The sequence below is a fragment of the Phenylobacterium sp. genome, from assembly GCF_016793285.1.
Classification (GTDB): Bacteria; Pseudomonadota; Alphaproteobacteria; order Caulobacterales; family Caulobacteraceae; genus Phenylobacterium.
Window position 1 is genome coordinate 1 of sequence record NZ_JAEUMO010000265.1, and the last position, 21,945, is coordinate 21,945.

Annotated in this window: 18 protein-coding genes; 12 read left to right on the forward strand and 6 right to left on the reverse strand. The window is 70.7% G+C overall.

Features of this window, described 5'->3' with window-relative positions:
- Both JNL41_RS22180 and JNL41_RS22185 read right to left on the reverse strand, forming a co-directional pair.
- A partial coding sequence (locus JNL41_RS22180) for a M24 family metallopeptidase (protein ID WP_293478461.1) occupies nt 1-626 on the reverse strand: 626 nt, incomplete at its 3' end.
- A 26-nt stretch (nt 627-652) separates the two neighbouring features.
- Complete coding sequence (locus tag JNL41_RS22185; protein ID WP_293478462.1) at nt 653-1,828, reverse strand: amidohydrolase family protein; 1,176 nt, start codon at nt 1,826-1,828, stop codon at nt 653-655.
- Nucleotides 1,829-1,969: 141 nt separating this feature from the next.
- Here JNL41_RS22185 and JNL41_RS22190 point away from each other — a divergent pair, with 141 nt between their 5' ends.
- The 4 genes from JNL41_RS22190 to JNL41_RS22205 are packed head-to-tail and all read left to right on the forward strand — an operon-like array spanning nt 1,970 to nt 8,035.
- The gene (locus JNL41_RS22190) at nt 1,970-3,820 is read left to right on the forward strand and encodes an FG-GAP-like repeat-containing protein (protein WP_293478463.1); all 1,851 of its coding nucleotides are present in this window, start codon (nt 1,970-1,972) and stop codon (nt 3,818-3,820) included.
- A 10-nt stretch (nt 3,821-3,830) separates the two neighbouring features.
- On the forward strand, nt 3,831-5,621 hold the full coding sequence (locus tag JNL41_RS22195; RefSeq protein ID WP_293478464.1) for an alpha/beta fold hydrolase: 1,791 nt from the start codon (nt 3,831-3,833) through the stop codon (nt 5,619-5,621).
- A 28-nt stretch (nt 5,622-5,649) separates the two neighbouring features.
- Complete coding sequence (locus JNL41_RS22200) at nt 5,650-7,068, forward strand: MFS transporter (RefSeq protein WP_293478465.1); 1,419 nt, start codon at nt 5,650-5,652, stop codon at nt 7,066-7,068.
- A 58-nt stretch (nt 7,069-7,126) separates the two neighbouring features.
- A complete protein-coding gene (locus JNL41_RS22205) occupies nt 7,127-8,035 on the forward strand; it encodes a hypothetical protein (RefSeq protein ID WP_293478466.1) in 909 nt (302 codons plus the stop codon).
- A 194-nt stretch (nt 8,036-8,229) separates the two neighbouring features.
- Here the strand turns inward: JNL41_RS22205 and JNL41_RS22210 are convergent, their stop codons facing one another.
- Nucleotides 8,230-9,477, reverse strand: a complete 1,248-nt coding sequence (locus JNL41_RS22210) for an aspartate kinase (RefSeq protein WP_293478467.1) — start codon at nt 9,475-9,477, stop codon at nt 8,230-8,232.
- Nucleotides 9,478-9,597: 120 nt separating this feature from the next.
- On the opposite strand from JNL41_RS22210, the gene ubiG reads away from it, so the two are divergent.
- The 5 genes from ubiG to JNL41_RS22235 all read left to right on the forward strand — a co-directional run bounded on the left by ubiG (nt 9,598) and on the right by JNL41_RS22235 (nt 14,382).
- Entirely contained in the window at nt 9,598-10,356 is a 759-nt protein-coding gene (gene ubiG / locus JNL41_RS22215) for a bifunctional 2-polyprenyl-6-hydroxyphenol methylase/3-demethylubiquinol 3-O-methyltransferase UbiG (protein WP_293478468.1), read from the forward strand.
- A gap of 34 nt (nt 10,357-10,390) precedes the next feature.
- Nucleotides 10,391-11,194 carry an FkbM family methyltransferase gene (locus JNL41_RS22220; protein ID WP_293478469.1) on the forward strand — a complete coding sequence of 268 codons (804 nt, stop codon included), beginning with the start codon at nt 10,391-10,393 and terminating at the stop codon, nt 11,192-11,194.
- A gap of 87 nt (nt 11,195-11,281) precedes the next feature.
- The gene (locus JNL41_RS22225) at nt 11,282-13,156 is read left to right on the forward strand and encodes an FG-GAP-like repeat-containing protein (protein ID WP_293478470.1); all 1,875 of its coding nucleotides are present in this window, start codon (nt 11,282-11,284) and stop codon (nt 13,154-13,156) included.
- A gap of 28 nt (nt 13,157-13,184) precedes the next feature.
- On the forward strand, nt 13,185-13,613 hold the full coding sequence (locus JNL41_RS22230) for a thiol-disulfide oxidoreductase DCC family protein (RefSeq protein WP_293478471.1): 429 nt from the start codon (nt 13,185-13,187) through the stop codon (nt 13,611-13,613).
- 70 nt (nt 13,614-13,683) lie between these two features.
- Nucleotides 13,684-14,382 carry a nitroreductase gene (locus JNL41_RS22235; RefSeq protein ID WP_293478472.1) on the forward strand — a complete coding sequence of 233 codons (699 nt, stop codon included), beginning with the start codon at nt 13,684-13,686 and terminating at the stop codon, nt 14,380-14,382.
- Nucleotides 14,383-14,529: 147 nt separating this feature from the next.
- On the opposite strand, the gene JNL41_RS22240 is transcribed toward JNL41_RS22235, so the two are convergent.
- The gene (locus tag JNL41_RS22240) at nt 14,530-16,344 is read right to left on the reverse strand and encodes an NAD(P)/FAD-dependent oxidoreductase (RefSeq protein ID WP_293478473.1); all 1,815 of its coding nucleotides are present in this window, start codon (nt 16,342-16,344) and stop codon (nt 14,530-14,532) included.
- A gap of 167 nt (nt 16,345-16,511) precedes the next feature.
- Between JNL41_RS22240 and JNL41_RS22245 the strand changes: the two genes are divergently transcribed.
- Complete coding sequence (locus JNL41_RS22245; protein ID WP_293478474.1) at nt 16,512-18,131, forward strand: long-chain fatty acid--CoA ligase; 1,620 nt, start codon at nt 16,512-16,514, stop codon at nt 18,129-18,131.
- Nucleotides 18,132-18,240: 109 nt separating this feature from the next.
- Nucleotides 18,241-19,128 carry an alpha/beta hydrolase gene (locus tag JNL41_RS22250; protein ID WP_293478478.1) on the forward strand — a complete coding sequence of 296 codons (888 nt, stop codon included), beginning with the start codon at nt 18,241-18,243 and terminating at the stop codon, nt 19,126-19,128.
- Between the two features lie 20 nt (nt 19,129-19,148).
- Here JNL41_RS22250 and chrA read toward each other — a convergent pair whose 3' ends face one another.
- On the reverse strand, nt 19,149-20,354 hold the full coding sequence (gene chrA, locus JNL41_RS22255; protein WP_293478475.1) for a chromate efflux transporter: 1,206 nt from the start codon (nt 20,352-20,354) through the stop codon (nt 19,149-19,151).
- Between the two features lie 124 nt (nt 20,355-20,478).
- On the opposite strand from chrA, the gene JNL41_RS22260 reads away from it, so the two are divergent.
- The gene (locus tag JNL41_RS22260) at nt 20,479-21,561 is read left to right on the forward strand and encodes a Zn-dependent alcohol dehydrogenase (RefSeq protein WP_293478476.1); all 1,083 of its coding nucleotides are present in this window, start codon (nt 20,479-20,481) and stop codon (nt 21,559-21,561) included.
- Nucleotides 21,562-21,662: 101 nt separating this feature from the next.
- Here JNL41_RS22260 and JNL41_RS22265 read toward each other — a convergent pair.
- On the reverse strand, nt 21,663-21,945 hold a 283-nt coding region (locus JNL41_RS22265), incomplete at its 5' end, for an ArsC/Spx/MgsR family protein (protein ID WP_293478477.1).

The following is a 21,945-nucleotide window of genomic DNA, read 5'->3' on the forward strand; positions in this document are numbered from 1 at the left end:
GTCGGGTGCGCGATCTGGATCTCCAGGATCCAGAGGCCGGTGGTCGGCGGGGCGTCGAAGTCGCCCAGGGCGCCGGCCTTGTAGATGGCGTGGGGGAAGTCCGAGACGCGGTGGCCCTTCACCTCCCAGTTCAGCCGCCAGCCCATCGCCTCGGCGCGCGTCACGGCGAAGTCGTAGAGCGCCGCGCCCGAGAGGCCCTCGTCGCGCCAGCGGGCGGCGACCTCGCGCCAGAGCGTGCGGGCGGCCTCGGCGCAGGCGGCCATCTCGGGGTCGTTCCCCACCGTGAAGGTGTCGCCGGCGTCGCCCTCATGGCCGTCCCAGACCGCCCCGAGGTCGACATAGAAGATGTCGTCGGCCGCGAGCACGTAGTCGGGCTGGAAGTCGCCGAAGAACGTCTCCAGCGTGCCGGGGCCGAAGCGCACGACGTTGCGGTGCCACAGGCGCTCCATGCCCATGGACTCCAGCACGTCCTGGGCGATCTCGCCGCCGCGGCCCTCGGTCATGCCGGGCCGGATCGCGGCGCCGATCCTGCGCACCGCCTCGAACGTCAGGTCGCGCGCCTTCAGCATCGCGTCGAGCGAGAACGCCTCGCCCACGGCCTCGTGGCGGGGGTGCGGGTCGGACATCGGGGATACGCCTGCGGGCCGGCCGGTCAGGCGGCTTCCGGGAAGATCCGCAGGAAGTTCTCCGCATAGAACTTGTCGCGCACCGCGGCCGGCCGCTCGCCCAGCGCCGCCTCGAAGCGCCCGATCGGGTTCCGCCCGCCCTCGATGTGCGGATAGTCCGACGAGAACAGGTAGAGGTCGGCGTTCGACTGGTCGATGAAGGCGCCGACCTCCTCGAAGACGAACGGCGTGAAGGCGAGCTGCTGGGTGAGCTGTTCGCTGGGCGTGCGGCGCAGGGCCTGGAGGTTGGCGTCGTTGCGGCTCCAGTGCTTCACCACCCAGTCCAGCCGGCGGAGCAGCTCCGGGACCCAGCCGGCGCCCAGCTCCACCGATGCGCCGCGCAGCGTCGGGTGCCGCTCCAGCACCCCGTCGAGCACCATCATGGTCAGGAACTGTTCGGGACCCTCGTGCAGCAGGGCGACGTCCTTGGTGCGCAGGTTCTCGCCACCGCCCAGCCAGTCCTTGGTCGGCGGGCGGCCGTTGTTCATCCAGGCCTTGGCGAGTTGCAGCGGCGCGCCGCCGACGTGCAGCAGGAAGGGCGTGCCCGTCTCGGCCAGCCGCGCCCAGAAGGGGTCGAGATCGACGTGGCCCGGCGAGCGGTCGCCGCAGGGGCGGTGCGGCACCCAGGCGGCCTTCAGCCCGGCCGAGAGCGCGAACTCCAGCTCGGCCATGGCGAGCCCGGGGTCGTCCAGCGGCACGACGGCGACGCCCATCAGCCGCGGGTCGGCCTTGCAGAACTCGGCCATGTGCCGGTTGTGCGCGCGGGCGGCGCCGTAGCGCAGGCGGGGCTCCAGCTTCGACGAGGGCGAGAACGGCATCGCCACGCTGTGGGTGGCGAACACGAGCTGCTTCCTGAACCCCAGCAGGTCCATGGCGGTCGAACGGTCGGCGGCGTCGAAGGCGCCCAGCGCCTGGATCTCCTTGGACTTCTCGATCAGCCGGTCGCCGAGCGCCACCTGTTCGGCCACATGCTGGGGCGAGTGCCGGTTGCCCTGGCCCACGATCACCGCCACCTCTTCGTCGGTGACGATCGAGGCCGAGTAGCTGACCTCCGGGATCTCGTCGCGCAGGCCGGGGTCGGCGTAGGCCTTCAGGAAGTCCGGCAGCTCCATGATGTGGCTGTCGGCGTCATAGAACGCGCGGTCCGCGGGCGCATACGGCATCTGATCCTCCCCTTGTCGTTTTCAGGACTATGCGCCGACAAGGCGCGCCTGCGAAGCGCGGAAACGCCCGAGTATCGACGCTCAGGCTTCCTGGAATCCGCGGGTCGTGCTTAGTCGATGGCGGGTCGGCGAGGGGGCCAGATGCCGCAATACTATGTGTCGAGCGGCCTCACGCTCGCGATCCGCGCCGGGTTCGACAACCTCTATGCCTACCGGATCACCCCCGGTGACTTCACCGGTGATGGAAAGCTCGATTTCATCGTCACCTATTCCCTGGGGCCGATCGAGGATCGCGCGGTCCCGCTGCGGGTGATGGCCGGCGACGGTCTGGGCGGCTTCGCCGACCGCACCGACGCGCTGTTCGGCGCGAACCTGCCGCAGAACGTCCATCCCCGCGACCTGACCGTCGGCGACTTCAACCGCGACGGACGCCCCGACCTGTTCGTCGCCGACCAGGGCCTCGACGGGCCGCCGTTTCCGGGCGGGCAGAATACGCTGGTGCTGTCGAGCGGGGCCGGCGGGCTCGCCAACGCGACGTCGCAGTTGCCGGCGCAGCGGGCCTTCACCCACTCGACCGAAGCCGTGGACATCGACCGCGACGGCGATCTCGACATCTTCGTGGGCGCCGAGGCGAACCCGGCGCCCTATTTCCTGATCAACGACGGGACGGGCCGCTTCACGGTCGCCTCCGACCGCCTGCCGGCCTCGGTCGGCGCGCCGGGAAACATCATCTTCACGACCGAGGCGTTCTTCGACGCCGACGGCGACGGCGACCGCGACCTGTTCCTCGGCGCGGCGCGCCAGAACGGCGTCAACAGGCTGCTGCTGAACGACGGGACCGGGCGCTTCTCGGAGGCGTCGGCCGCGCCGCCGTTGCCCGCCCCCTACACGGCAGGCTCGGACGCCATCGACGCCCAGTCCCTCGACCTGAACGGCGATGGCCGCGAGGACCTGGTCGTCGTCTACACGATCGGCGCCGACGGCGCGCGCGCCTACACCCAGACGCTCATCAACCAGGGCGGCGGGGTGTTCGTGGACGAGACGGCCCAGCGTGTGCCGGCCTCGTTCCAGAACATCTCCCTGACGCGCGGAGGCCTGATCCTGGCCGACATCAACGGCGACGGCGCGAAGGACCTCCTCTACGCCGACGGCACGGCCGCGCCGCTGGCGCTGAACGACGGAACCGGCCGCTTCATCCACATGCCGGCCGGCACGCTGCCCGGCGGGGCCGGCGACACCTACGCGGTCGGCGACGTGAACGCAGACGGCCGGCTCGACCTCATCGCCTGGACCGGGCGCGGCGGCGGCCAGGAGTTCATGCGCATCAGCCTCGCCGGCGATCCGGGGACGACGCAGGTGGGCACGGCGGGCGCCGACGGCCTGATGGGCGGCGGACGGGCGGAGACCATCAACGGCCTGGCCGGGAACGACGTCATCGTCGGCGGCGGCGGGCGCGACTACATCCGTGGCGACGAGGGCGACGACGTGCTCGTCGGGGGATCGGCCTTCGACGACATCAACGGCAACATGGGCAACGACACCGTCTCGACCGGTGCGGGCGAGGACTATTGCGTCGGCGGCAAGGACAACGACAGCCTGTCGGGCGGCGCGGACTACGATCTCGTCTACGGCAATCTCGGCAACGACACCTGCAACGGCGACGACGGAAACGACATCGTCCGCGGGGGCCAGGACAACGACCTCGTGAACGGCGGGAACGGCGACGACTTCGTCTCGGGCGACAAGGGCGACGACACCATGACCGGCGGCCTCGGGGCCGATAACTTCCACACGTTCGGCGATGCGGGGATCGACCGGGTCACCGACTTCAGCCTCGCGCAAGGCGACCGTGTGCAACTCGATCCGGGAACGCAGTACACGGTGAGCCAGGTGGGCGCGGACACGGTCATCAGCATGACCGGCGGCGGCCAGATGATCCTGGTCGGCGTGGCGATGAGTTCGCTCACCGGAAACTGGATCTTCGGCGCCTGAGCCGGGCCGCTTGAACCCCGGCCGTGGCGGGCGCATCGTCCGCGCCGACGAGACGACGGCGGGACGGGGACTGGGCATGCGGAAGTGGGTGGCGTTTGCGCTCGCCTGGCTGGTGGTGCTGGCCGGCGCGTTTCTGGCGAGCCGGGTGCAGACCGACGGCGGGCAGGTCTCGGTCAGCGAGGTCCGCATCCCGGCCGGGCAGGGCGTCACCGTCGCCGGCCTGCTCTACCGGCCGAGAGGCGCGACGGCGGCGACGCCGGCGCCGGGGGTGCTGGTCAGCCACGGCTACATCAACACCCGCGAGATGCAGTCGCCGTTCGCCATCGAGCTGTCGCGCCGCGGCTACGTCGTGCTCGCCATGGACATGACCGGCCACGGCTATTCGGGCGGCATCGTCGGCACGGCCGGCTTCGGCGGCCCGGCGGCGCTCAGGCATCTGAAGGGCCTGCCGTTCGTCGACAAGGCGGCCATCGGCCTCGAGGGCCACTCGATGGGCAGCGGCCCGGTCATGGCCGCCGCCTTGTCGGATCCCGAGGGCTATCGGGCCATCGTGCTGGAGGGCTCGACGCCGGGCCTGCTGGGCGCCCCGGCGCCGGAACGGCCGAGGAACCTCGCCGTCGTCTTCGGCCAGTACGACGAGTTCGCGGGCCTGATGTGGGGCGTGCCGAAGGGGAGCGCCGTCGCCAGCAGCCCGAAGCTCGCCAGGCTGTTCGGCGTGGCCGGTCCGGTGGAGGAGGGCCGCCTCTACGGGTCGATCGCCGATGGCAGCGCGCGCATCCTGGCCAACCCGCCGATCACCCATCCGTGGGAGCATTTCTCGTCGGCCGGCGTCGGCGATGCGGTCGACTGGTTCCAGCGCACCATCCCGCCGCCGCACGCCATGCCGGCGGCCGACCAGGTCTGGCTCTGGAAGGAGATCGGCACGCTGATCGCCTTCATCGGCCTGCTGGGCCTGATCGTGACGACCTTCGACGTCCTGCTGGGCCTGCCGTTCTTCGCGGCCCTGAACCGGCCGGCGGAACCGGCGGTCGAGCGGCGCAGCGGGCGGTGGTGGCTGTCGCTGGCGATCAGCGCGGCGCTGCCGGCGCTCACCTACTTCCCGCTGATGAAGCTGGGGCAGATCTTCTTCCCGATGGCCGCGTTCCCGCAGTGGGTGCAGAACCAGCTCCTGGTCTGGGCGCTGGGCACGGCGGCGATCTCGCTGATCATCGGCCTGGTGCTGCGCAGCCGGCCGGCCTTCACGAACCGCTGGGGGCTCTCGATGCTGGCGGCGCTGGCCACCATGGCGGTCGCCTACGTCTCGATCCTGGTCATCGATGCGGCGTTCAAGGTGGACTACCGATTCTGGGTGCTGGGCCTGAAGCCGCTCGATGCGACGCGGGCGCTGCAACTGCCGGGTTACCTCATCCTCTGGAGCCTGTTCTTCCTGGTCGCGATCCGCGGCCTCGCCGCCAACATCGCGGTGAGGGGCGAGGGGCTGCTGGCCGCCATCTCGTGGGGCAAGATCGCCATGGCGGCCGGCTTCGGCGTGCTGGTGATCTGGGAGTACGCGACGCTGTTTTCGACCGGCTTCCTCGCGACGCCGACCGAGCCGCTGAACGTCATCGTCGCGATCCAGTTCGTGCCGCTGCTGGGGATCATCGGCGTCGTCGGCGCCTGGACCTACCGGCGCACGAACTCCTACGTGCCGGGGGCCCTGATCTGCGCGCTGCTGATCAGTTGGTACGTGACCTCGGGCACCGCCAACCACTGGCAACCCGGCTTCGAGCCGACGCTGCCCGGCGCGCCGGCGAAGACGTGACCCGGTAGGCGCAGCGGCGCGCTTCGACATGTCCGAGTTTGCCGAAACGAAGAGGCAGGACAACACCTGGGCCGACCTGCTGGCCGGCGGCCGCCTGCCGCGGTTCGCCCTGATCATGCTGGGCGTCTGGCTGAACGCGGCCGACAGCCTGGTGACCTCGACCATCCTGCCCAGCGTGGGCGCCAGCCTCGGCGGCTACGAATACTTCTCCTGGGCCACCGCCGGCTTCTTCGTGGGCGCGATCCTCGCGGGCGCCAGCGCCGGGCGGCTCTCCGAGATCTTCGGCCTCCGCTCGGCCACCGCCATCGTGGGCGTGGTCATGGCGCTGGGCTGCGTGATGAGCGCGATGGCGCCGAACGTCGAGATCTTCCTGCTGGGACGGCTGGTGCAGGGGCTGGGTTCGGGCTGGATCTCGGGCTTCGCGATGGTGGCCATCGCGTTCCTCTTCCCGGAGCGGCATCTGGCCCGCGTCTTCGCCGCGGTCACCTTCGTCTGGGGCGTCGCCACGGTGCTGGGTCCGCTGTTCGGCGGGATCGTCGTGGAGACTGGCGACTGGCGCGACGTCTTCTGGCTCTTCGCCCTGCAGTCGGCCGTCTTCAGCGCCGCCGCGCCGTTCCTGCTGGGCGGGTCCACGAAGGGAGAGGGCGGTCCCGGCATCCCGTGGGTCCAGCTCGGCGTGCTGGGGGTCGGCGTCTCGGCCATCGGGTTCGCAGACCTGGCGCCCACCGCAACGGCGTCCATCGGCCTGGTCCTGGCGGGGTTCGCGATCCTGGGCCTGGTGGTCTGGATCGACGGCCGGGCCCGCGTGCGCCTCCTGCCCCACCGCGCCGGCGACCTGACGACGGTGGTGGGCTCGGGCTACCTGGCCATGTTCGCGCTGACCGCCGCCTCCATGGGATTCTCGATCTACGGTCCGCCGATCCTGCAGCAGTTGCGCGGCTTCACGCCGCTCTGGGCCGGCTACGCCATCGCCGCGGAGTCGGCGGCGTGGACCCTCGCGGCGATGGCGGTGGCGCACGCGGGCGCGGTCTGGGACGCGCGCTGGACCCGGTTCGGGCCGCTGCTGCTGGTGGCCAGCCTGGCGATCCTGGCCTGGGCGATGGCCGACGGGCCGCTGGTCTGGGTGCTGTTCGGCGGCGGGCTGATGGGCGCGGCGTTCGGCTTCTCCTGGGCGTTCATGAGCCGCCGCGTGCTGGCCGCGCTCAGCGACGCGGATCGCGCCATCGGCTCGTCCGGCATTACCGCCGTGCGGCAGAGCGGCGCCGCGGCCGGAGCCGCCATCGCGGGCGTCGCGGCCAACCTGGCGGGCTTCTCGGCCGGCCTCACCGACGCCTCGGCGCGCTCGGCGTCCCTGTGGGTGTTCGTCTCCGTCATCCCGCTGGCCGTGGTCGGGACCTGGGCCGCGTTCCGCCTGACCGGCAGCGCCAGGGCCGCCGAAGCCGCATAGGGGCGCCCAAGTTTGCCGCATTGCCAAGGCTGGCGGGCAGGAGCTTTGATCGCGGCTCATGAGCCTGGCGGACCATGACGTTCTGGAGACCGCGACCCGCGACGTCGCCCTCGCGCGCCTGTCGACCGCCTTCCTGCTCGACGAGATGGCGGGTGGCGTGGCGGGCCTCGAACCGCTCGAGGCGCTGCTCGTGCTGGCGATCAATCAGGCCAACATCGCGCCGCTGACCCGCGACCCCGACGCCCGCGCCCGCTATGGGCAGCTCGAGGCGCCGGCGCGCGACGACGAGCGCCGCCCGGTCAGCATCAACGCCATCGCCGCCTCGCTGGGCCTGCCGTTCGAGACGGTGCGCCGGCGCATCGGCCGCCTGGCCGCCGACGGCGTCTGCGCGGTGGGCGTCGAGGGCGTGCTCGTGCCGGCGGCCTTCCTGACCTCGCCGAGCTACCTGCGCTCGGTGATGTCGGGGCACCTGCGCCTGAGGGCCTTCTATTTCGACCTGGCCGCCAATGGCCTCGTCGACGAGCTTCCGGGCTCGGCCTACGCGCTGGAGCCGGACGTCCCGATCCGCGCCGCCGCCCGCCTGCTCTCCGACTACGTGCTCCGCACCTGCGAAGGGCTGATGCGCGAGGCGGGCAACGTGATCTCGTCGCTGATCCTGACCGCGCTCCTGAGCGCCGCCCTGGGCGACGCCGCCGCGCCGGTCTCCGTGAAGACGATCGCCGCCCAGCTCCGGCTGCCCAGCGAGACGGTGCGCCGCCACATCCTGCAGATGGCCGAGGACGGGCTGTGCGAACGCCGCGCCGCAGGCGTGGCGATCACGCCCGAGATCCTCGCGCGGCCCGGCCTGCAACTCCTCCTCGCCGACAACGCCAAGCATGTGCATCGCCTGCTCGCCGGCCTCGCCGAGCGCGGCGTGATCCTCAGTTGGGAAACCCCCGCCGGCCAGGCGGGCCTGGGCGCCGCCTAGTGTGCTGGATCTGAAGTTCGCCCGCTTCTGAGCCGGAGCGCCGAGCGAACTTCAGATCCAAAAAGCACACTAGAAACAAATATTTCTCTAGTGTCCTTATCGATTCCGAAGTTCGACTGAGTCCGCCTCACGCGCTTGCGAACTTCGGAATCGGGACACTAGAGCCTTGGACGCCGGAGCGCCGAAGGCCCTGGCTAGAGCTGGTCGAGCCCGTAGGCCGCGTGCAGGGCGCGAACCGCGAGTTCGGTGTAGGCGGCTTCGATCAGGACGCTGATCTTGATCTCGGACGTCGAGATCACCTGGATGTTCACGCCCTTCGACGCCAGCGCCTCGAACATCGCCTTGGCGACGCCGGTGTGGCTGCGCATGCCGACCCCGATGACCGAGACCTTGGCGACGTCGTCGTTCAGGCGGACGTCCTCGAAGCCCACCTCCGCCTTGAGGCTCTGCACGATGTCGACGGCCCGCTGCGCGTCGCGCTTGCCGACCGTGAACTCCATGTTGGCCGTGTCGGCGACGCGGGCGTGGCTCTGCACGATCATGTCGACGTTCACGTTGGCGTCGGCCAGCGCGCCGAAGATGGTGGACGACACGCCGGGATGGTCGGGCAGGCCGAAGAGGCTGATTTTCGCCTCGTCGCGGCTGTAGGCCACGCCGCTCACGATCCGCTTCTCCACGATCTCCTCCTCGTCGCACACGATGGTGCCCTGGCCGGGGGCTTCACCCGGCTCCACAAAACTCGACAGGACGCGCACGGGCACGCCGTAGGCCATGGCCAGTTCCACCGACCGGGTCTGCAGCACCTTGGCGCCCAGCGACGCCATCTCCAGCATCTCCTCGTAGGAGATCTTCGGCAGCTTCCTGGCCTTGGACTCGATGCGTGGGTCGGTCGTGTAGACGCCGTCCACGTCGGTGTAGATGTCGCACGCCCCGCCGACCGCCGCGGCGATCGCCACGGCCGAGGTATCGGAGCCGCCGCGGCCCAGGGTGGCGATGCGGCCGTCGCGGGTGACGCCCTGGAAGCCGGCGATCACGGCGATCTCGCCGCTGTCCATCGCCGCGCCGAGCTTCTCGGGCGGGATGTCGTCGATGCGGGCCTTGCCGTGGGCGTCGTCGGCGACGATCGGGATCTGCCAGCCCATCCAGGAACGCGCGCGCAGGCCCATGTTGCGCAGCGTCATGGCCAGCAGGCCCGCGGTCACCTGTTCGCCCGAGGCCACGACCACGTCGTACTCGTCGTCCGAGGGGGGAAGGCCCTGTGCCGCGGGGCCGGCGCCGTCGGTCCAGGCGACGAGCTCGTTGGTCTTGCCGGCCATGGCGGAGACGACCACGGCCACGTCATGCCCCGCCGCCTTCTCGGCCGCCACCAGCCGCGCCACGCGCCGGATCCGCTCCAGGTCGGCCACCGACGTGCCGCCGAATTTCATCACGAGCCGGGACATGGACTAGCGAGCGTTCCCCGATGTTGCGCCGCCGAAGGGCGGAGCCTCATAGCGGCGTCACGCGTCCGTCGCAACGCCCGGAGTCCTTCGTTTCCGCCGGCTTAGGGACTATGAGGGGGCATGAGTTCGCAAGGCGCCGCCCGATCCAGCATCGATCCTGCCGAGGTCGAGACGTTTTCGAAGATCGCGGCCGAGTGGTGGGACCCGCGCGGCAAGTTCGCGCCGCTGCACAGGTTCAACCCCGTGCGCCTCGCCTTCATCCGGGACCAGGCGCTCTACCGCTTCGGCCGTGACGCCAGGGCGCGCCGGCCCTTCGAGGGCCTGCGCCTGCTCGACATCGGGTGCGGCGGCGGGCTCCTGTCCGAGCCGATGAGCCGGCTCGGCTTCCAGGTCACCGGCGTGGACGCCTCGGAGAAGAACATCGCCACCGCCTCGACGCACGCGGCCGGGCAGGGCCTCGCGATCGACTACCGCGCCGCCACGGCCGAGGCGCTGCTGGCCGCGGGCGAGCCCCCGTTCGACGTGATCCTCAACATGGAGGTGATCGAGCACGTCGCCGATCCGGGCGAGTATCTGCGCGACTGCGCGAGGCTGCTGAAGCCCGGCGGCCTGATGATCGTCGCCACGCTGAACCGCACCCTGAAGGCGCTGGCGCTGGCCAAGATCGGCGCCGAGTACGTCCTGCGCTGGCTGCCGGTCGGCGCGCACGACTGGAACAGGTTCCTGAAGCCCGACGAGATCCGCGACTTCCTGTCCGGGCAACCCGTCGTTGTGGACGGGCCCTTCGGCGTCGTATTCAACCCGCTCACCGGCCGGTGGACGGAATCGAGCGACACCGACGTGAACTACATGATGACGGTGGTCCGCGACGCCGCTTAGGGGCGGACCTTCGGGGGCGGACAAGGGAGTACCGATGCCATCGCTCCGTGTGCTGGGGCACGCCTTCCGCGCCTGGCGCCGCAACAGGACGTGGGCCAAGCACGAGCCCGAGACGCCCTACCTCGCCGACCTGCTCTCGGGCGCGCCGGTGTGCCTGCACGTGGGCGCCAGCGACGGCCGCCACTCGTATGTGATGACCCAGGTGGCGCCCAAGGCCCGCATCTACGCCTTCGAGCCGTCGGCCTTCGCCTTCGAGGTGCTGAAGACCTGCGTCGCCTGGCACGGCATCGGCAAGCAGGTGACGCCCGTCCACGCCGCGGCGGCCGACAAGCCGGGCGAACTGCTGCTGGTGACGCCGAAGAAGAGTTCGGGCCGCATGGGCCGCGCCTATGCCTACGTGGCCGAGGCCCGGCCCGAGGGGCGCGCGCGTCCCGACCTCGACGATACCGGCATGGACGTGCAGCCGACGCCGGTGCTGACCCTGGACGCCTTCTGCGCCGAGCACGGCGTCGACAAGGTCGACTTCATCCGCATGGACATCGAGGGCGCCGAGCTGCGGGCCCTGATGGGCGCTGTCGGCATCCTCGACCGCGACCGCCCGCACGTGCTGCTGGAGATCCACCCGGCCATGCTCGCCGAGCGCTTCGGCGCCTCGGGCGAGGCGGTGCTCGATATCTTCCGAGACCGCGGCTACCGCATGTTCGCCCTCAACGGCGACCGGCTGGAGGAGCGCACGACCCTCGTCGAGGGTCTGCCCTGGAAGGACTACTTCTTCATCCACCCCAGCAAGTCGGCCCGACTTCCCGACGGCGTTTTCAAGGCCCGGATGGCGGCTTAGGCGGGGTCGGCTTGCCGACGATAGCGCTTGCCCTGCGGCGGCGGCGGTCCCTAGCTTGGCCCTCGGGTGCGCTCCCGGGGGGCTGAGGTGCCGAACTACTTCACGTCGGGCGACTTCTCGTTGCCGCTGCGCGCGGGCTTCACGACCGCGGCGGCGACCGAGTTCGTGATCGGCGACCTGAACGGCGACGGGAGGGCCGACGTCGCGGTCGGCTACTTCGTCTTCCCGCTCGAGAACCGCGCCGTGCCGATCCGCGTGCTGGGCGGCGACGGGGCCGGCGGCTTCAGCGACATCACCGCCACGCTGTTCCCGGGCGGGGCGCCCACGGCGATCTTCCCGAGCGAGGCCGTGGCCGGCGACTTCAACCGCGACGGCCGCCTCGACATCTTCTTCGCCGACATCGGCCTGGACGCGCCGCCGTTCCCGGGCGCGCCCAACACGCTGGTCCTTTCGTCCGGCGCGACGGGTCTCATCGACGCCTCGAACCGGCTGCCGGCGATCGGCAACAATTTCAGCCACTCGGCCGAGGCGGCGGACATCGACGGCGACGGCGACCTCGACCTCTTCATCGGCAACGGCGATCCCAGGCCCTACTTCCTGATCAACGACGGCGCCGGGAACTTCACGCTGAGCCGCAGCGGCCTGCCCGCCATCGCCGGCGCGCCGTTCAACGCCACGTCCGAGACCTGGAACTCCGAGGCGTTCCTCGATGTCGACCGCGACGGCGACCTGGACCTGTTCCTCGGCACCTCGGGCGCCGCCGCCACGCCGAACCGGCTGTTCATCAACGACGGCCGCGGCAACTTCACGGTTGCGCCGGTCAATCCGCCGATGCCGGCCATCGCCGACATCCGCAACACCAACAACGTCGACGCCAAGACCTTCGACGCGAACGGCGACGGCCTGCCCGACGTGGTCTCCACCTTCTCGCGCGACGACGGAACCGGCGCCTTCCGGCCCTACGTCCAGGTGCTGATCAACAACGGCGACCTCACGTTCCGCGACGAGACCCTGAGCCGCCTGCCCGCCAGCACCCGCACCCCCGACGGCCAGTACATCGAGCGCATCCAGGTGCTCGACATCAACGGCGACGGCTATCTGGACATCTTCGCCACCAACCACGTGAAGACGCCGATCTACCTGAACGACGGCACGGGCCGCTTCCTGGAGATGCCGGAGAACACCCTGGTGACCGACGAGTTCGTCCAGCGCTTCGCCGGCGACCTCGACGGCGACGGCCGGATCGACGTCATAAGCTGGCGCGGCGCCTTCGGCGGCGTCGAGAACTACCGGGTCCAGTTGCGCACCGACCAGGGCCTCACCCAGACCGGCACGGCGGGCGCCGATGGGTTCATGGGCGACAACGACGGCGAGACCATGAGCGGCGGGGCGGGGAACGACGTCATCTTCGGCGGCGGCGGGGTCAACTACCTGCGCGGCGACGAGGGAAACGACACCATCGTCGGGGGATCGGCCTTCGACGACATCAACGGCAACATGGGCGACGATAGCTGCGTCTCGGGCGGCGGCGACGACTGGGTGGTGGGCGGCAAGGACAACGACACGCTCTCGGGCTCGGCGGGGAACAACCTCGTCTACGGCAACCTCGGCGCCGACAGTTGCGAGGGCGGGGCGGGCGCCGACACCATCCGCGGCGGCCAGGACAACGACGTCGTCAGCGGCGGGGCGGGCGCCGACTTCGTCTCGGGCGACAAGGGCGACGACACCATGACGGGCGGGACCGGCGCGGACCTGTTCCACACCTTCGGCGACGCGGGGCTGGACCGCGTGACCGACTTCAGCCTGGCGGAAGGCGACCGGGTGATGCTGGATCCCGGAACCCAGTTCACGGTGGCCCAGTCGGGCGCCGACACGGTCATCAGCATGACCGGTGGCGGCCAGATGATCCTCGTCGGCGTCCAGATGAGCACGCTGACGCCGGGCTGGATCTTCGGCGCCTAGCTTGGGCGGCGCCGGGCAGAAGGGCGGCATGTCCCACGAGCTGGACGGCCTCTGGCTGTTCGACGGCGTCTGCAACTTCTGCTCGGGCTCGGTGCGCCTGGCGCTGCGGCTCGACCGCGCGGGGACGTTGCGGTTCACGCCCCTGCAGTCGCCGTTCGGCCGGGCCATCGCGGCGAAGCATGGGCTGGACCTGGAGAACCCCGACAGCTTCCTGTTCTTCGACCACGGCCGGCCGCTCGACGCGTCCGACGCGGTGCTGGCGCTCGTGCGCAGGCTGGGGCCGCCGTGGTCGGCGTTCGGGATGCTGCGCGTGGTCCCCAAGGGCTGGAGGGACGCCGTCTACCTGCTGATGGCCCGCAACCGCTACCGCCTCATGGGCAGGCGCGAGGCCTGCATGGTCCCGACGCCCGAACAGCGGGCGCGGTTCATCCTCGAGCCGCCGCCGGGATGGGCGTGAGGCGGGTCCACGTGGCCGCGGAAGGCGGCGGACGTAACGTCAGGCAGGCGCCCGTGCTATCGGGTGCGCCATGACACAGCCGCCCACGCCCACCTATGACGATGTCGTCCTCGGCCGCCGCTCGATCCGCGGCTACAAGCCCGACCCGGTTCCCAGGGAACTGATCGAGGAGATCATCGGCCTGGCGATGCGCTCGCCGTCGTCGATGAACGTGCAGCCCTGGAACTTCTACGTCATCACCGGCGAGCCGCTGGACCGGATCCGCGCGGGCAACACCGAGCGCAACGTCTCGGGCGTGCCGCAGTCGCGCGAGTTCCGCATCGGGACGAAGGGCTTCGAGGGCAAGCACCGAGACCGGCAGGTCGGCGTGGCCAAACAACTGTTCGGCGCCATGGGCATCGCGCGCGACGACAAGGAAGGCCGCCAGGACTGGGTGCTCCGCGGCTTCCGCCAGTTCGACGCCCCGGTCTGCGTGATCGTGACCTTCGACAAGGAGCTGGAGGGCATGGACGACGCGCCCTTCGACTGCGGCGCGGTGGCCACCGCGCTGGTCAACGCCGCCTGGTCGCGCGGGCTGGGCGCGGTGATCAACAGCCAGGGCATCATGCAGTCGCCCGTGGTGCGCGAACACGCGGGCGTCGCGGACGACCAGGTGATCATGAAGAGCATCGCGCTGGGCTGGCCCGACGACGCCTTCCCGGCCAACGCGGTGGTCTCCGAACGCAAGTCGGTGAAGGAAGCCACCGTCTTCGTCGGCTTCGACGACTAGCCATCGCCGCGCGCCGTAGGCGCCGTCCAATCTGAACCGCGGAGTACGCCGAACTTCGCGGAAGGAGTCTGGGCCGATTTCCGCGTCATTCCGCGTATTCCGCGGTTCCAAAACGACTGAGCCTCCGCTCGCGCGGGGGCTGGTCGGTCAGCGCATCTCCAACCCCTTCAGCTCGCCCTCGTCGCGCCACTGCTTGGCGAGCGCGAAGAAGGCGTCTGAGCCGGGGCCGTAGAGGTTGTCGAACAGGCCCTTGCCCTCGCCCGCATGGCCTTCGCCGTTGTAGTAGCCGGGCGTGCAGTCCTGGCGGAACGCCAGGTTGTTGAGCGCGGTGTCGCGGATCGTCTGCAGCCAGCCGGCCTCGCCCTCCGCGGTCACCTCGACCACCTGCGCCTGGCGCAGGTCCGTCTCGCGGACGACGTGCGCGACGTGGGCCGCCTGTTCGTCCAGCATGTGGGGGAAGTTCGGCGTCAGCGTGTTCTGCGTGATGCCCAGGTGGAAGCAGTTCGGGAACCCGGCGGCGGACAGGCCGTGCAGGGTGCGCATCCCGTCGCTCCAGTGGTCCGACAGTTTCCGGCCGCCCCGGCCCACGATCTCGAAGCCCGCGCGGCGGGTGTAGGCCGTGCCGACCTCGAAGCCGGTGGCGAAGATGATGCAGTCGACCTCGTACTCGACGCCGTCGAACACCAGGCCCTTCTCGGTCACGCGGTCGACGCCGCGGCCCAGGGTGTCGACCAGGGTGACGTTCGGGCGGTTGAAGGTCGGCAGGTAGTCGTCGTTGAAGGTGGGCCGCTTGCAGAACTGGCGATACCAGGGCTTCAGCGCCTCCGCGGTCGCAGGGTCCTGCACGACGGCGTCCACCCGCGCCCGGATCTGGTTCATCTTCCGGAAGTCCGACAGCTCCATCTGCCGGGCCAGTTCCTGGGGATCGAGCGCGTTGGCGTCGCCCGCCGCGAGCCGGGCCGCGACCCCGGCGCCCAGGTTGCGGATGATGTCGGTCCAGCCGTCCTGCACCAGGTCCTCGTCCTGCGGCAGGCCGCTGACCAGGGTGTTGAAATTGCGCATCCGGCGCTTCTGCCAGCCGGGCGTCAGCGTCTTCACCCACGCGGGATCGGTCGGCCGGTTGCCGCGCAGGTCCACGGAGCTGGGCGTGCGCTGGAAGACGTAGAGCTGCTTGGCGTGCAGGCCCAGGTGCGGGACGCACTGGATGGCCGTGGCCCCCGTGCCGATGATCGCCACGCGCTTGTCGGCGAGGTTCGTCAGCCCGCCCTCGGACGAGCCGCCCGTGTAGGCGTAGTCCCAGCGGCTGGTGTGGAAGCTGTGGCCCTTGAAGTCGCCGATGCCGGGCAGGCCCGGCAGCTTCGGCCGGTTCAGCGGCCCGCTCGACATCACCACGTAGCGGGCCTTCATGGCGTCGTCGCGGTTGGTGGTGATCAGCCAGCGGTTCTCGTCCTCCAGCCAGCGGATCTCGCGGATCTCGGTCTGGAAGCAGGCCTTGGAATAGAGGTCGTAGTGCTCGCCGATCCGGGTCGCGTGCTCGCGGATCTCCTTGGCGTAGCTGTACTTCTCCTTCGGGACGAAGTTCGTCTCCTCCAGCAGCGGCAGGTAGATGTAGGCCTCGATGTCGCACTGGGCGCCCGGATAGCGGTTCCAGTACCAGGTGCCGCCGAAGTCGCCGCCCTTCTCGATGATGCGGATGTCCTGGACGCCGGCCTCGCGCAGGCGCGCCGCGGCGATCAGCCCGCCGAAGCCGCCGCCCACGACCACCACGTCGACGCTGTCGGTCAACGGCGCGCGCGTGAAGCCCGGGTCCACGTAGGGGTCGTCGATGTAGTGGGCGAAGTCGGCCGCCATCTCGACGTACTGCTCGTTGCCGTCGGCCCGCAGGCGCCGGTCGCGCTCGGCGCGATACCTGGCGCGCAGGGCGTCGGGGTCGAAGTCGAGGCTGTCCAGGACCGCGTTCATGGTGGCTCCTCCCGATGTCTTTCGCCGAACCAGACACCGGGCGGGGGCGGAACTCAAGACTTGCCGCCGATCGCTCACTCCTCATGCGTGGGCTGGCCTCATGCGCCGGCTGGCAGGTCGGCGCGGATGCGCTAGCCTTGTCCGAAGCCCGCGGAAGGACGTCCCGAATGCTCGCGCTCATGATGGACCGGCCGCTGACGCTGCCTTCGATCCTGGAGCACGCCGCGCTCTACCACGCCGACCGCGAGGTGGTGACGCGCACGGTGGAGGGGCCGATCCATCGCTATGGCTACGCGGACGCGCTGGGGCGGGCCAGGCAGATGGCCAAGGCGCTGCTGGCGCTGGGCGTGAGGCCCGGCGACCGGGTGGCGACCCTGGCCTGGAGCACGCACCGGCACTTCGAGCTCTACTTCGCCGTCACCGGCATCGGCGCGATCCTGCACACCATCAATCCGCGGCTGCACGACGACCAGATCGTCTGGGTGGCCGACCACGCCGAGGACTCGGTCCTGCTGTTCGACATCACCTTTTCCGAGCAGGTGGCGAGGCTCGCGCCGCAGATGACGACGGTGAAGACGCTCGTCGCCATGACCGACGCCGCCCACGCTCCGGCCGGCGTCCTGGTCTACGAGGACCTGCTCGCGGCGCAGACGCCGGACTTCGCCTGGCCGGACCTCGACGAGAAGAGCGCGTCCGGCCTCTGCTACACCTCGGGCACCACGGGCAACCCGAAGGGCGTGCTCTACGGCCACCGCTCGACCTGCCTGCACGCCCTGGCGCTGGCGCTGCCCGACGCCTTCGACCTTTCGGCCCGCGACGTGGTGATGCCGTGCGCCCAGATGTACCACGCCAACGCCTGGTGTACGCCCTACGCGGCGCCGCTGGTGGGCGCGAAGCTGGTGCTGCCCGGCCGGGCGCTGGACGGGCCCAGCATCGCCGAGCTGATCGCCGCCGAGGAGGTGACCTTCCTGCTGGGCGTGCCGACCATCTGGGTGGGCGTCGCCGACCATCTCGACCAGACCGGCGGGCAGCTCGACAGCGTGCGCACCATCGCCATCGGCGGCTCGGCGCCGACCGCGGCCCTGATCTCCCGCGTCGAGCAGCGGCTGGGCGGCAAGGTGCGCCAGATCTGGGGCATGACCGAGACCTCGCCGCTGGGCGTCATCAACACCGCGCTGCCCACCCATGCCGGCGAGAGCGCCGAGGCCACGATGCAGCGCAAGCTCAAGCAGGGCCGGGGCCTCTGGGGCGCCGAGCTCCGCATCGTGGGCGAGGACGGCGCCGAGCTGCCGCGCGACGGCAAGTCGACCGGGGCGCTGCAGGTGCGCGGGCCGTGGGTGTCCTCGGCCTATTTCAAGCAGGACGGCGCGGGCGCCTTCACCGCCGACGGCTGGTTCGACACGGGCGACATCGCCACCATCGACCCCGAGGGCTACCTGCGCCTGACGGACCGGGCCAAGGACGTGATCAAGTCGGGCGGCGAGTGGATATCCACCCTCGACCTCGAGGACGCCGCCTGCTCGCACCCGGCCGTCGCCATGGCCGCGGCCGTGGGCATGCCGCATCCGAAGTGGGACGAGCGGCCGCTGCTCCTGATCACGCTGCGGCCCGGCCAGTCCGTCGACCCGGAGGAGGTGAAGGCCCACGTCGGCGCCCGGGTCGCCAGGTGGTGGACGCCCGACGAGGTCCGCATCGTCGAGGAGCTGCCGCTGGGCCCCACCGGCAAGGTGCTGAAGCGCGAACTGCGTGACCGGTGGATCACACCCGTTCCAGCATCGGATTCATGACCTGAACGCAACCGAACCAGCTCTTGAACCGTGCGTTCAGGCTTCACGGGCCATGGTGGACGTCAGGAGACGAGCGTTGGGCAGGAAGCGGCCTAAGGGCGTGTTGCAGATGGGGTGGGCGGCGATCGAAGCCGCCGCCAAGGGCCGGACCGAACACGCGCCCACGTCGGCCGACTACCCCGAGCATGTCGTGCGCCGCACCAGCTTCGTGGCCGGCGGCGGCCACGGCTGGCGCATCTCGGCGATCGAGACCCCGCGCGATCACGTCGCGCCGTGGAAGATCGTCGTGATCACGGGCGCGCCGTCGTGGGCCGAGTACTGGTCCGAGACCCTGGCCGACCTGCCGCAGGACCGTGAGATGATCGTGGTCGACCGGCCGGGATATGCGGCCTCCGAGCCGCTGCATCCGGTGACCGACATCCGTGTCCAGGCCGAGGCGCTGGCCCCCGTGCTGCGCGCCGCGCGCGGCCAGAAGGTGCTGCTGGTGGGCCAGAGCTACGGCGCCGCCATCGCCTCGATCATGGCCGACCAGAACCCCGGCCGGGTCGCGGGCCTGGTCCTGCTCTCCGGGTTCTTCGGCGAGGCGGGGCCCACCGCGCGCTGGCTGCTCGACCTGGGCGGCAAGGCGCTGAAGATGATCCCGCGCGACCTGCGCAACGCCGTCATCGAGGTGACCGGCCAGAAGCCGCAACTGCGCCACGCCAAGCGCGCGCTCAGCCGCGTCAACGTGCCCATCCACATCGTCCATGGCGACCAGGACGACTTCGCCCCGGTCGAGGTGGCCGAGAAGCTCGCCGCCGAGACCGTGACGCGTCGGCCGATCCGCGTCGTCCGCACGGAAGGCGCCAACCACTTCCTGAACGATGGGCCGTCCGAGATCCTGCTGGCGGCCATCGAGGCCTGCATCCCGACGCGGCCCAGCCTCTGGACGTTCCGCTGGCCAAAGCTGCCCGCGCTGTTCCCCGGCAAGCTCCCGAAGGCGTCCGCCGCGATCTGAACCTCGCGGCGGCGGGGCGGCTACAGCAGCAGCCCCGTCGCCACCGCGAAGCCGATCACAACCAGCCAGGGCGGCAGCTTCGCCACCTGCAGGAAGACGAAGGCCGCGGCGATCAGCGCCCAGTCGGCAGGGACGCGCACGGTGGTGACGATCACCGGGTCCCACAGGGCGGCGGCGAGCAGGCCGACGACGGTGGCGCAGACGCCGGCCATCAGCCCGCGGGCCCACCCCTCGCGCTTCAGGCGGTCCCAGAACGGCAGGACGCCGGTGACCAGCAGCAGGCTGGGCAGGTAGATGGCGAAGAGCGCGATCAGGCCGCCGGTCAGGCCGCCGGGGCCATACGACTGGCGCGCGCCGACGTAGGCCGCGAAGCTGAACAGCGGGCCGGGCAGGGCCTGGACCACCCCGTAGCCTGCCAGGAACGTCTCCCGGTCGAGCCAGCGCCGCTCGACGATCTCGCGCTCCAGCAGCGGCAGCACGACATGGCCGCCGCCGAACACCAGCGATCCGGTGCGGTAGAAGACGCTGGCCAGGCCCAGGCCGGGGTTCTGGAGCAGGTTCGCCGCAAGCGGCAGGCCGACCAGCAGCAGGGCGAACAGGCCGAGCGCGACGATCGCGCTCTGCGTGTCGATCATCCCGCCGACGGCGTCGGGCGCCGCCTCGGGGGCCTCGCCGCGCAGGAGGGCCATGCCGAACAGCCCGCCGGCCGCCAGCGCGGCGACCTGGGCCACCGGGCCCTGAACCAGGATGAGGCCGGCCGCCGAGCCGATCGCCATGCCGGCGCGGACCGGTCCGACGGCGAGGGTGCGGGCCATCTGCACGACGGCCTGCAGCACCACCGCCGCCACCGCCACCTTCAGCCCGTGGATCCAGGCCGCGCCGAACTGCGCCGAGATCGCGGGCGCGCAGGCGGCGAAGGCCAGCATCAGCACCGCGGCGGGCAGGGTGAAGCCGGCGAAGGCCGCCAGGGCGCCGCCGAGGCCGGCCTGCCGCAGGCCGATGGCCATGCCCATCTGGCTCGACGCCGGTCCGGGCAGGAAGTGGCAGAGCGCCAGGAGGTCGGCGTAGGCGGCCTCGGAGAGCCAGCCCCGCTTCTCCACGAACTCGCGGCGGAAATAGCCCAGGTGCGCCATCGGCCCGCCGAACGCCGTCAGGCCCTGGCGCAGGAAGGCCAGGAACACGTCGAGCGTGGTGACGGCCCTCTCGGGCGGCGCAGCATCCATCATGGCTTAGATGGAAGGCTCCTGTGGCGTTGTCGAGGCGCAGTTGTTACCGCGATAGGGGCTTCCCAGCGCCATCTGAACGGCGATAAGGCTGTGCCCAACAACTGTTCGAGAGGAAGGGAACGCCATGAAGGCCGCCGTGCTGCGTGAAGTGGGCAAGCCGCTTCAGATCGAGGATGTGCAGATCTCCAAGCCTGGCCCGCGCGAGGTGCTGATCCGCACCGCCGCCGCCGGCGTCTGCCACTCGGACCTCCACTTCATCGAGGGCAAGTACCCCCACCCGATGCCGGCCGTCCTCGGTCACGAGAGCGCGGGCGTCGTCGAGGCGGTGGGGTCGGAAGTCCGCAACGTGAAGCCGGGCGATCACGTCATCACCTGCCTCTCGGCCTTCTGCGGCCACTGCGACCATTGCGTGACGGGCCACATGAGCCGCTGCGTGTCGCCCGAGACCAAGCGTCGCGACGAGGACGAGCCGCGCCTGTCGTCGGCCAACGGCCCGATGCTGCAGTACCTGAACCTGTCGTCGTTCGCCGAACAGATGCTGATCCACGAAAACGCGTGCGTCGCCATCCGCAAGGACATGCCGCTGGACCGCGCCGCCCTGATCGGCTGCGGCGTGATGACCGGCGTCGGCGCCGTGATCCACACCTCGAACGTGCGTCCGGGCGACACGGTGGCCGTCATCGGCTGTGGCGGCGTCGGCCTCGCGGCGGTCAACGGCGCGGCGCTCGCCGGCGCCGGCCGGATCATCGCCATCGACATGGCGCCCGGCAAGGAGAACCTGGCCAAGTCGATGGGCGCCACCGACTTCGTGCTGGGTGGCCCGGACGCGGTGAAGACCGTCATCGAGATGACCCGCGGCGGCGTGCAGCACAGCTTCGAGGCCATCGGCCTGGCGGCGACCGCCGAGCAGTCGTTCAACATGCTGGCCCGCGGCGGCACCGCCAACGTGATCGGCATGATCCCGGTCGGCCAGAGCATCAGCCTGATGGGCGCGGCCTTCCTCGCCGAGAAGCGCATCCAGGGCTCGCTGATGGGCTCGAACCGCTTCCCGGTCGACATGCCCCGCCTGGTCGACGCCTACATGGCCGGCAAGCTGCACCTCGACGACATGATCAGCCGCCGGATCCGGCTGGACCAGGTCAACGAGGCCTTCGAAGAGATGAAGACGGGCGCCGTCGCCCGCTCGGTCATCACCTTCGACGCCTGACGACTGGCATTCGTCACGGGAACGCCCGGCCTCGCGCCGGGCGTTTTTCGTTGGGGCCGACCTCAGCCGGCTTTGGGCCGCACTGGGGTCCGCCGCGGGGGCTAGAGCAGGGTCAGGGCCAGGTCCGCCGGCCGGCAGAGCGCCGCGCCCTTGGGCGTCACCACGATCGGGCGGTTCACCAGGATCGGCTCGATGATCATCGCCGCGATGATCGCCTCGTCCGACACGTTCGGATCGGTCAGGCCCAACGCCTCGGCGTTCGTGCCCCGCACCCGCAGGATGTCGTGGGCGCCCAGCCCCATCCGCTTCAGCAGATCCTCGAGCTGTTCGCGCGTCCAGCCGGCCTTCAGATACTCGACGACGGTGGGCTCGACGCCCTTGTCG